Origin of the sequence: Bacillus sp. V3-13, assembly GCF_002860165.1 — a bacterium.
Classification (GTDB): Bacteria; Bacillota; Bacilli; order Bacillales; family Cytobacillaceae; genus Bacillus_BJ.
On the sequence record NZ_PGUZ01000032.1, the window covers coordinates 41,656 to 53,122 of the forward strand.

Annotated in this window: 11 protein-coding genes and 1 other annotated feature; all 11 genes read right to left on the bottom strand. The window is 44.2% G+C overall.

Annotated elements, in window-relative coordinates:
- Positions 1–38: 38 nt before the first annotated feature.
- Complete coding sequence (rpoD, locus tag CU633_RS13020) at positions 39–1,163, bottom strand: RNA polymerase sigma factor RpoD (protein WP_101661026.1); 1,125 nt, start codon at positions 1,161–1,163, stop codon at positions 39–41.
- Positions 1,164–1,213: 50 nt separating this feature from the next.
- Positions 1,214–3,025: a DNA primase gene (dnaG, locus tag CU633_RS13025; RefSeq protein ID WP_101661027.1), complete on the bottom strand. Its 1,812-nt coding sequence runs from the start codon at positions 3,023–3,025 to the stop codon at positions 1,214–1,216.
- A 43-nt stretch (positions 3,026–3,068) separates the two neighbouring features.
- A complete protein-coding gene (locus CU633_RS13030; protein ID WP_101661028.1) occupies positions 3,069–3,527 on the bottom strand; it encodes a YaiI/YqxD family protein in 459 nt (152 codons plus the stop codon).
- A 279-nt stretch (positions 3,528–3,806) separates the two neighbouring features.
- Entirely contained in the window at positions 3,807–4,625 is an 819-nt protein-coding gene (locus CU633_RS13035; protein ID WP_101661029.1) for a pyruvate, water dikinase regulatory protein, read from the bottom strand.
- 19 nt (positions 4,626–4,644) lie between these two features.
- Positions 4,645–5,274, bottom strand: a complete 630-nt coding sequence (locus tag CU633_RS13040) for a helix-turn-helix transcriptional regulator (protein ID WP_101661030.1) — start codon at positions 5,272–5,274, stop codon at positions 4,645–4,647.
- Between the two features lie 189 nt (positions 5,275–5,463).
- Positions 5,464–7,536 (bottom strand): glycine--tRNA ligase subunit beta, encoded by a 2,073-nt coding sequence (glyS, locus tag CU633_RS13045; protein WP_101661037.1) that lies wholly within the window; start codon positions 7,534–7,536, stop codon positions 5,464–5,466.
- Positions 7,529–8,419, bottom strand: coding sequence for a glycine--tRNA ligase subunit alpha (gene glyQ, locus CU633_RS13050; protein ID WP_101661038.1), 891 nt, complete (start codon positions 8,417–8,419; stop codon positions 7,529–7,531). Before glyQ ends, glyS begins: the two co-directional genes overlap by 8 nt.
- A gap of 146 nt (positions 8,420–8,565) precedes the next feature.
- Positions 8,566–8,753, bottom strand: a binding site (T-box leader).
- Between the two features lie 46 nt (positions 8,754–8,799).
- Positions 8,800–9,555, bottom strand: a complete 756-nt coding sequence (gene recO, locus CU633_RS13055; RefSeq protein WP_101661031.1) for a DNA repair protein RecO — start codon at positions 9,553–9,555, stop codon at positions 8,800–8,802.
- Between the two features lie 30 nt (positions 9,556–9,585).
- Positions 9,586–9,729 carry a YqzL family protein gene (locus tag CU633_RS13060; RefSeq protein ID WP_101575572.1) on the bottom strand — a complete coding sequence of 48 codons (144 nt, stop codon included), beginning with the start codon at positions 9,727–9,729 and terminating at the stop codon, positions 9,586–9,588.
- 181 nt (positions 9,730–9,910) lie between these two features.
- Complete coding sequence (era, locus tag CU633_RS13065) at positions 9,911–10,831, bottom strand: GTPase Era (protein WP_101661032.1); 921 nt, start codon at positions 10,829–10,831, stop codon at positions 9,911–9,913.
- Positions 10,824–11,222, bottom strand: coding sequence for a cytidine deaminase (locus tag CU633_RS13070; RefSeq protein WP_101661033.1), 399 nt, complete (start codon positions 11,220–11,222; stop codon positions 10,824–10,826). Before CU633_RS13070 ends, era begins: the two co-directional genes overlap by 8 nt.
- Positions 11,223–11,467: the final 245 nt, after the last annotated feature.

Sequence of the window (11,467 nt, forward strand, 5' to 3'; positions counted from 1 at the left end):
AGTAAACTACTTTGTGACAATCATATTTTTTAGATGGATTATTCCAGGAAATCCTTCAGCCTTTTGCTGCGGGATGGATGGCGAAGTTTTCGCAGCGCCTTGGCTTCAATCTGGCGGATCCGTTCGCGGGTGACGCCAAACACTTTCCCGACTTCTTCGAGTGTCCGGGTGCGTCCGTCATCAAGCCCAAAGCGGAGGCGCAGTACATTTTCTTCCCGGTCTGTCAATGTATCCAGCACGTCCTCGAGCTGCTCTTTGAGGAGCTCGTAAGCAGCATGCTCTGAAGGGGATGTCGCATCCTGATCTTCAATAAAATCACCAAGATGTGAATCATCTTCTTCGCCGATTGGTGTTTCAAGCGAAACAGGTTCCTGGGCGATTTTTAAAATCTCCCGGACTTTATCCGGAGTGAGATCCATATCCTCCGCAATTTCTTCCGGTGTTGGTTCTCGGCCAAGGTCCTGAAGCAACTGGCGCTGGACCCGGATCAGTTTATTGATCGTTTCAACCATATGAACCGGAATACGGATCGTTCTTGCCTGGTCTGCAATGGCGCGCGTGATCGCCTGGCGAATCCACCATGTGGCATAAGTGCTGAATTTAAAACCTTTTCGGTAATCGAATTTTTCAACAGCCTTAATTAAACCCATATTCCCTTCTTGAATCAAGTCGAGGAATAGCATTCCCCTGCCGACATAACGCTTGGCAATACTGACTACAAGGCGGAGATTAGCTTCAGCAAGGCGCCGTTTCGCTTCCTCATCACCCTGCTCGATTCGCTCTGCAAGAGAGATTTCCTCTTCGGCAGAAAGCAGATCAACACGGCCAATTTCTTTTAAATACATGCGGACAGGATCATTGATCTTCACACCCGGAGGTACGCTGAGGTCATTTAAATCAAATTCCTCATCACCTTTTGCCAGTTGCTGTATATTCGGGTCGGCATCTTCACTGTCCCCGACCAGTTCAACTCCCTGCAAACCAAGGAATTCATAGAACTCATCCATTTGATCTGAATCAAGTTCAAAGTTTGCCAATCTTTCCGCTATATCATCATAAGCTAATACACCGGTTTTTTTTCCAACTTCAGTTAACTGCTCTTTTACTTGTTCCAGGGTCATATCTGACTCGACCTCTTTCGAACGGGCTGACTTTTCAGCCATATGTCCCCCTCCTTCCAAAATCACCAAACACTTACCTACACTATTCGGATCTATAACGACTTTCGCAACTGGATAATTTCCATCGCGATAGCGGCTGCTCTTGCAAAATCTTTTTGGCGGTCTGCTTCCTTTTCTTCTGCCTCTTTTTCTTTTATCATTAACATCTTTTGATAATTCAACACCTGTTTGATATAATCGGACATTTCCTGCTGACTGATCTCTTCATTGATAGACATCATTTCAATGTCCGCAACAAGCCTTTTCAGCCTGGGATCTTGAAGATAATTTAAAAATGCGCTTGGATCAGGAGCTCTCCCGTCCTCGTAATAGCCAAATAAATACGTAATAATTGCCTGATGTTCATCAATATTAAATGAATTACCTGCAAGCAGCTCCTGCACTTTATAAGCGACATCACTGCTTCTGAGCATATGGGCAATCAGCCTTCTTTCAGCAGTATGATAAGCAGGCTTCAATTGATCGGCTTTCATTGCCCCTGCCCATGTTTTCGCGGGCCTTTCAGCGCTCTTGCTTGTTTTTTTGCGGTTTTCAGCACGGGTATACTGCTGCTGCTCCTGCTTTAACGCATCGAGGGACAATGAGAACTCCGATGCAAGCTGGCGTAAATAATGATCCTTCTCGACTGCTTTGTCGAGGCGGCTGATTTCCTTTAATACTTCTTCGATATACTGGAGCCGATCTCCTTCATCTTGAAGGTTTTTCCCTCTCCGATAATACAGAAGCTTAAAAGACATGAAAGGAATGCTGGCCCCTATTACATCATTGCGAAATTTATCAGGACCAAATTTCTTGATATAGTCATCAGGGTCCATACCGTCAGGCATCTGTGCTACTCTTATGTAGCATCCTGCCTGGAACAGGGCGGTTGCTGCCCGAAAAGCAGCTTCTACTCCTGCATTATCGGCATCATAACAGATGATAACCGACTGGACGTTCCGCTTTATAAGGGCAATATGCTCATCAGTGAGCGCTGTACCCATGGTCGCTATTCCATTTTCGACGCCTGACCGGTCTGCAGCTATTACATCAGCGAACCCTTCAAACAGAACGGCTTGCTGAAGCTTCCGAATACTCGGGCGGGCCAGGTGAAAATTATATAAAATTTTGCTTTTATTAAAGATTGCCGTCTCGGGACTATTCAAATATTTAGGCTCATCGGCCCCCAATGATCTCCCGGAAAAAGCAATCGTATTTCCGCTTTTATCCAGTATCGGGAACATAATTCTGTCCCGAAAACGGTCAAAAAAGCTTCCATCCTTTTCCCTTTTGATGATTAAGCCGGCTTTCTCCATCAATGAGGTGGAGAAACCTCTTTTCGCCAAAAACTTATAGACAAAATCCCATGTGCCAAGCGCATAGCCAACCTGGAATTTGTTGATGGATTCCATCGTAAATCCCCTGCCGAGCAAGTACTCAAGCGCATGCTGACCGTCTTTTGTGTTTACAAGCAAATGATGATAAAATTTCCGTAACAGTTCATGGGCCTCGATCATTTGTTGGTTCTCTTTCGAAACCGGTTTCCCTGCTGCCACTGCAGAAAGATCCAGCTGAAGATCGATATTCGCTCTATCAGCGAGTTTAATCGCAGCCTCCATAAACGTCAAACCTTCTGCCTCCATCAGAAATGAATAGGCATTTCCGCCAGCCCCGCACCCAAAGCAATGGTATATTTGTTTATCAGGCGAAACGGAAAATGAAGGGCTATTCTCTCCATGAAAAGGACATAAGCCGAAATAATTGCGTCCCTGCTTTTTCAGCTGAACATAATCGCTTATGACATCAACAATATCAATCGCTTGCCGTATCTCATTTAATTTTTCTTCGGCAATTCGTTCTGCCATGTTGAGTGCATCTCCGTTTAACTATTTAGATATTCTGGAAAAATCAACGAATCCCTGCAAATTTCGACAAAATGTTTGTCAGCTTATTGACAAATCTTGACCTGTCCCTGTCCGTGTAAGGCTTGGGACCTTTTCCATAAATACCGCGCCTGCGCGCTTTGGCGGAAAGATACCGCAAATCAAGAGCTGTATCAATGTCCTTTTCTTCAAATAAAGTTCCCCGTGGAGATAATACATAAACCCCGATACCGAGCAGGGTCGAGGCGAGACCGATATCCTGGGTCACCGTAATATCACCCTTTTTCACATGATTCATGATGTACAAATCTACAGCTTCCTTTCCTGCATCAACGTACTTCCAGACCGCTTCGCCATCGTTCCGTTTGACATGGTTATAAGAAGCGATAAAAATAGGCTCGACTGAGAAAGAAGCTGCAATTTCGACAATTTCCTTTTGAACAGGACACGAATCTGCATCCACAAATAAATCTGGAATGCCCATTTTACTAGTAATTCTACATCCCCCCGGATATTCCTTCTTTCTTTGAACAACTTTCTGAATTGGAAATATGTCGAATATTTTTTGGCTGGTTTTCTTGACATCTGACAATAAATAGTTTATTCGTTCAGATTGAAGTCTAAACCTAATCATGTGTATTTTTATCACAATTTTTTATTATAGTATAGAAATGTTCATTTTTCCATTAATATTGCTTAAAAAATAGATGTGAAAAAATTGTGTATCGGTAACCACAAGAAAAGCACCTATCAAAAATAAGTGCTAATTCACAGAATTTCTCTTTTGAAAAAGATTAAGGATGATATTTGCCGTCTCTTCTACCGCTTTGTTTGTGACGTCAATGATCGGACAGCCTATTTTATGCACGATTTTGTCAAAGTAGACCAGTTCTTCTTTAATCCGTTCAATATTCGCATAGCTGGCTTTATCATTTAATCCGAGTGAGCGCAGTCGCTCCCTGCGAATATTGTTCAAATTCTCGGGTCTAATTTTTAAACCGAAGCACTTTTCCGGGGAGACATAAAAAAGCTCTTCCGGAGGATCTACCTCAGGAACAATCGGGACGTTGGCGACCTTAAGCCGTTTAAGCGCCAAGTACTGGGACAGTGGTGTTTTTGAAGTCCTCGACACACCGACCAGAACAATGTCTGCTTTTAAAATTCCACGCGGATCCCTGCCGTCATCATATTTTACGGCAAATTCGATCGCCTCAACCTTTTTAAAGTATTCCTCATCAAGCTTGCGGACAAGGCCGGGCTCGTATAAAGGTGTTTCCCCGCAAATTTGCTGGATGCGGTCCATCAGCGGACCGATAATATCGAATGCGTAGATGCCCTCTTTCACCGAGGCCTCCTGCATATATGCCCTCATCTCAGGTTTGACGAGTGTATAGGCAATCATTCCATGATTGGTTTTCGCCAATGTAATCACTTCATCAATATTCGTTTTCTCTTCCACATATGGAAAACGTTTTATTGTAACGTCGCTGCCGTTGAATTGGCTGATTGCCGCTTTAGTAACGAGCTCGGCCGTTTCTCCAACGGAATCGGATACGACGTAAATAATCGGCAAATTACCCATTTCCTAAATCTCCCCTTTGTCAATCATGAGCAAGCGAAACGAACGCTTTTGTAATATTCGTTTTCGTAATCCGTCCGGTTACTTCAAATCCCTGTTCGGTTTCTTTCACGACCGGCAAAGCATCAATTTGTTTATCTATCAGAATTTTAGCAATGTCGATCAAAAGGTCCTCTTTATGACACATCGTAATGTTTGGCATCCTCGTCATGATGATATGGACCGGTATGCTCGTAAGCTCCTGCTTGCCAATACTGGCCCTGAGCAAGTCCTTTCTTGATAAGACACCCATTAAAACCGACCGTTCATCGACAACAAACAACGTTCCGACATCTTCAAGGAACATCGTACAAATCGCATCATAAACGGAAACATTTTCATTGACGACAACCGGAATCGACTGGTAATCCTTGACGTAAAGTTTTTTGAGGTTTTCAGTGAGCAGCTGCGTCCCCGATTTTCCCGTATAAAAATAACCCACTCTTGGCCGGGCATCCAAAAATCCTGCCATCGTTAAAATGGCGAGATCGGGCCTCAAGGTCGCTCTCGTCAGATTTAATTGTTCGGCAATATGCTCGCCTGTGATCGGGCCATTTTCTTTCACAATTTCCAATATTAATTCTTGCCGTTTCGTTAGTTCGATTGTTCTCACCGCCTAGCATCCCTGTAAAATAGCCGTTCTTCTTAAATACTTGCTGCTGGACTGGAACGCTTTTCATTTATGTCCAAGCCGATAATGACATACTTTTATAGAAATATTATATACCATTTATCGAAAATAGGAAGAATGATTATGATCAAAAGTTGAAAAGCCTGTCGAACAGGACAGGCTTTTGGAAATCTATTTTACGATGATTTCATTCATTTTCGCAAAATTGTTGATAAGCCGGGCCAGTTTGCCCATCAAAGCCAAGCGGTTTGCACGAAGGGACGGGTCATCCGCCATAACCATTGTATGGTCAAAATAATCGTTAATCGGATCCCTTAAAGAAACAAGCACTTCGAATGCTTCTTCATCTCCCTCGTTTGAGTCCATTTGTTCTGACGCCGTTAAATAGCTTTGGAACAACGTTTTTTCGTATTCATTTTCAAACAGCTCGCGATGAATTTCACCATCAGCATTAGCTTTGCCGGCGATATTCAAAACACGGCTAAGGGCCTCCATGCTTTCTTTAAAGCCGGGTTCATCCTTTTTCCGGTCAAGAATTTCAGCTTTTTTTACGAGTGACGCCGGAGCGCCAATTCGCCCGCCAAGCACTGCTTCAATTAAATCGTAACGAATGCCCCGTTCCTGGAGCAGATGTTTAATGCGCAGCTTGAAAAATTGGACAAGCTCGGTGAATAAGCTTTCTCTTTCCTTGGCCGAAATATTTTCTTTCATGATGAGCTGAAGCGCCTCAATAAGGAATTGCTCGAAAGGAACCCGCCAGCCTTTGTTGATCAGCGTTTGGATGATGCCCGTTGCCTGCCGCCTCAGCGCATATGGATCCTGGGAACCGGTAGGCAATTTGCCGATGCTAAAGAATGAAACGATTGTATCAAGCTTATCCGCAACCGCAAGCACTGCACTGACATTTGCAGCAGGAGTGCGGTCTTCAGCATTGCGGGGCATGTAATGCTCATTAACGGCTGCGGCAACCTCAGGTGCCTCACCTTGCTGCAATGCATATTTTTCACCCATCGTCCCTTGCAGTTCGGGAAATTCATAGACCATTTGCGTGACCAGGTCAAACTTGCAAATTTGTGCCGCCCTGTCGGCTGCCTCGCGCTCACGCTCAGTAAAGCCAAGCAAGTCTGCCAGCCGGTTCACAAGCTCTCTGGCTCTGCTGACTTTGCTGGCAAGAGTGCCTATTTCTTCGTGATAAACGATCGAATCAAGCTTTTGCAGCGCTGTTTCAATCTTGAGCTTTTGATCCTCCCTGAAAAAGAACGCTGCATCCGCCAGCCTGGCCCGCAGAACCTTTTCGTTTCCTTTTGCAACCTTCTCAAGATGCTGATGATCCCCGTTCCGGACCGTCACGAAGTAGGGAAGAAGGTTACCGCTCTGCGATTTTACCGGAAAATAGCGCTGGTGCTCCTTCATGGATGTAATTAACACCTCTTCGGGAAGTTCGAGAAAGCTCTGCTCAAACTGGCCAAATAATGCTGTCGGATACTCAACAAGGTTATTAACCTCTTCCAACAACTCTTCATCAATCGGAATCGTCCACTGCTTTTCCTCTGCAATCCGGCTGATTTGGGTGATGATCGCCTGTTTTCTTTCAGCTGCATCGGCGATTACAAACTGGCTGAGCAGCGCTTTCGTATATTCATCAGGGGATGAAAGGCTAATCTCTTTGCCGAGAAAGCGATGTCCGTACGTTTTGTTCCCTGAGACTACACGCGCAATCGTCATTGGAATCACTTCGTTGCCATACAAGACGACAATCCATTTTATCGGCCTGACATATTTTAAATCTTCGTTTGCCCAGCGCATGTTTTTTGGAAATGTCAGACTCGTAACCACCTGTTTTAATTCAGGAAGCAAGGCAGCTGTTTTTTCGCCTTTCGTGAACTTTTTGACGTGAACATACTCGACACCGTTAATCTCTTTAAAATAAAGATCATCAACGCTTTTGCCCTGGCCGCGTGAAAATCCTTCCGCTGCTTTCGTCCATTCCCCCTGATCGTTGACAGCAATCTTTTTTGCCGGCCCTTTTGCTTCTTCGTGAATATCCTCCTGTGTTTCATCAACATTCGTGATTAAAAGAGCAAGGCGGCGCGGAGTTGAAAACGAATTTACCGTATCAAAGCTGATTTTTCTCTCTTCCAGCCATGATTGAACCTTTTCGGAAAGCTGATTTACCGAGTCTGTAATCACCCTGGCAGGCAGTTCTTCAAGGCCGATTTCCAGCAATAAATCACGTTTATTCACTTTTTTCACCCCGTTTCTGAGCTAATATCGGGAAGCCGAGCTTCTCCCGTTCTTCATAAAATGTTTTCGCGATGTTCCGCGCCAGATTCCGGCAGCGGGCAATATAGCCGGTCCTTTCTGTTACCGAAATCGCGCCGCGCGCATCAAGGATATTAAACACGTGGGAGCATTTTAGCACATAGTCATAAGCAGGGTGGACAAGCCCTTCGTCCATTTGCCGGTGCGCTTCTTTTTCATAAATATTGAAAAGGTTGAAGAGCATGTCAGGATCGGACGTCTCAAACGTATACTTTGAATGCTCGTATTCGGGCTGAAGGAAAATGTCGCGCACGGTAAAGCCTTCCGTCCACTCAAGATCAAAGACATTTTCCTTATCCTGAATGTAGGAAGCGAGCCTTTCGATTCCATAAGTAATTTCAACAGAGACAGGTTTGCACTCCAATCCGCCGACTTGCTGGAAGTAGGTAAACTGCGTGATTTCCATCCCGTCAAGCCAAACCTCCCAGCCTAGTCCGGCACAGCCGAGTGAAGGATTTTCCCAGTTATCTTCAACAAAACGGATATCGTGCTCGAGCGGGTCAATGCCCAGCGCCTTCAGTGAGTCAAGGTATAGTTCCTGAATATTGTCGGGAGAAGGCTTCATAATAACCTGGAATTGGTGATGCTGGTATAGACGGTTTGGATTCTCTCCGTAGCGGCCGTCAGCGGGACGCCGTGATGGTTCTACATAAGCGACATTCCACGGCTCAGGCCCGATCGCTCTCAGGAATGTGTAAGGGCTCATCGTTCCCGCCCCTTTTTCGACATCATAAGCCTGCATCAAAATACAGCCTTGGCCGGACCAATGCTTTTGCAATGTCAAAATCATGTTTTGAATGTTCACATGACCACCTCTTTCTTTTAAAATTTTCGTATTTTCCACATTCAGGACACTGCACATTCAGGTGACTCATATCACAGTGGCCAGGGATTAACATGTAATACATAAGGAAATGAAAGCACAAAAAACTCCCGTTCCTATGCATTACGCATAGGGACGAGAGTTACCCGCGGTTCCACCCTATTTGCTGCCGTCGCGGCAGCCGCCTTCATTTTTGCAAAAAGCAAAATGTTGCTCCGGAACGCCTTTCCCCGAGCTTTCTATTTTCCGGCTTGCACCATCCCGGAATCGCTTTTATAGAGGTGAGCTGGGTACTCTTTTCCTTCACCGCAACCTATTAATTTTAATTTGAATATTAGCAATAACCAATCTGTTTGTCAATATTATGATAGCATATCACGCATTTTATCGATTTGGTCCAGGAACTTTTTTGTTTTTAAATGAAGCCCCGAGTATTCTTCGTAATAGGCCGATATCACTTTTTTCAGCTCATCCTTCGTTTCTTGTTTGACCGAGATATTCCCGAGCCGCGAAAGGTCAAAAGCCTGGAAGAGGCGGAGCAGCTTTACCGTCGCAGGAGCTATTTGATAGCGGTATGGATCTTGATGCTCACAGCGATGGCAAATAAGCCCGCCTTCTTTGATGGAAAAAGAAAAATGCCCGTCGGTACTTCCGCACACAGAGCATTGGTTTAATACAGGATGGAGACCAAGGACACCCAGCATTTTCATTTCATAAATGTTCGTCAATATCTCAAGGTCGTATCCTTCATTCATGTATTGCAGCGTCTGGTAAAGCAGTTCAAAAAGATAAGGATTGGGTTTCTTTTCATCCGTGCTTTTATCTGTCAGGTCAACAATATAACTCGCGTAGGCGGTTAAAAAAATGTCTTCGCGGATCGACCGCATCGAGGAAACAAGCTCCCCTTGCTGGAGATTGCCAAGACCGCTTCCTTTTTGGATTAAAAAATAACCATATGTAAAAAGCTGGGTGATTGCGGAGAGCCGGCTGTTTGTCTTTTTAGCTCCCCTAGCCATCACACCAACCTTTCCCCATTCACGTGTATATAAAGTGACAATTTTATTCGTTTCACCATAGTCTGTAGCTTTAATGACAATGCCTTCGCACTTTTGAAGCATAGCTGCCACCATCCATTACATTAGACAAACCTATGAGATGGGAAAATCTACCTCTGCTAGCTCAACTTCTTGACTTCCGGGTATTTCTTGTGTGTCCTTCTCCAATTCCTTAAAGAGAAGATATGTGTCAATATTACCTGTCTGCGAAAAAACCTTCCAGGTAAAATCCAACATCGAAAACCCCCACCTTTCGATTATTCACTAGCACTTCTGGTCCCAATTCCTTTACATTTATCATAGCCTGTCACTCAAAAATCATGAGACGAAAAATTTGTTAATCTGTTACATGCATAAACTTGAAGCTTCAATAATAACTTAGTTAGGGCGAAGATAGCCCTTAAGTTACCCGACCCTTTTAATATTCATCTTCGCGGAAACCATAGTCGCGGAGCTGGTTCATTTTATTGCGCCAATCCTTCTGGACTTTTACCCAAAGCTCCAGAAAAACCTTGGAGCCGAGGAGATTTTCAATATCGATCCTTGCTCTTTGTCCGATTTCCTTGAGCATTTTTCCTTGCTTGCCAATAATGATCCCTTTTTGCGAATCGCGTTCAACAATAATTGTTGCCATCACATGGATGACGTCGCTGTCTTCGCGACGTTCCATTTTATCCATTACCACGGCAAGGGAGTGGGGAACCTCTTCCCTTGTTAAGTGCAGAGCCTTTTCACGGATGAGCTCGGATACGATAAATCTCTCCGGATGGTCTGTTACCTGGTCAGCCGGATAATACTGCGGGCCCTCGGGAAGATATTTTTTGATCTGCTCCAGCAATGCATCAACATTGTTTCCTTCGAGTGCGGAAATAGGAACAATTTCCTTAAAGTCATGCTTTTCCTTATAGGATTCAATGACGGTCAGCAATTGATCGGGATGAATTTGATCAATTTTGTTAATGACAAGGAAAATAGGTGTTCGGACTGACTCAAACTTTTCTAAAATAAACTCCTCACCTTTTCCGAATCCTTCTTCGGCATTCACCATGAAAAGAACAAGATCAACTTCTTTTAGTGTGTTAATTGCCACCTTCATCATAAAGTCGCCCAGTTTATGCTTTGGCTTATGGATTCCCGGTGTATCGATAAAGATGAGCTGTGCATCGTTTTGCGTAAGGACTCCATGGACCTTGTTGCGTGTCGTTTGCGGCTTATCGCTCATAATCGCGATTTTCTGGCCGATCACCCTGTTAAGAAAGGTTGATTTGCCAACATTGGGCCGGCCAATAATCGAAATAAAACCGGATTTGTGCTTTGGCGTTTCTGTCGTATTACTCATGTAAGTCCTCCGGTGAAAATGCTCCCGGCAATAATTGTTCAACAGTAAACTCCCGGGTTACTCCGTTTAGATTGGTTAAGATAACCTTCATATCCCTCGGGCAAAGCTCTGAAATAACTTGCCGGCAGGCTCCGCAAGGCGAGACCGGCCCTTTCGTATCAGCAATAACAGCCATAGCCGTAAATACGCGGTCACCTTCTGAATACGCTTTAAACAAAGCTGTCCTCTCTGCACAATTACACATGCTGTAGGCGGCATTTTCAATATTGCAGCCATGGTAAACCTTGCCATCATTTGTTAGAAGGGCTGCTCCCACTTGGAATTTTGAGTAGGGAACATATGCTTTTTCTCTTGCTTTTTTTGCTTCTCCAATTAATTTTTCAATGTCCAAAACAATTCTTCCTTTCCAAAAGAAGACTGCCTTCTCTTTATTTTACCTTATTTTGCAGTCAATTTCATCGGTTGTTGCAAAAACGTAACAAAAAATATTGAATTTTCTAAAAAATAACCGTTTTTATTTTATGCTGCTCTGTCATTTTATCGAATTATTGAACCGTTTTCAAACAACATATTAGAAAAGCGCAAGCGCCTTGGTCAGCCCCGACAAGCGCTGGCCGACTAAGAGCGCCACGTCCT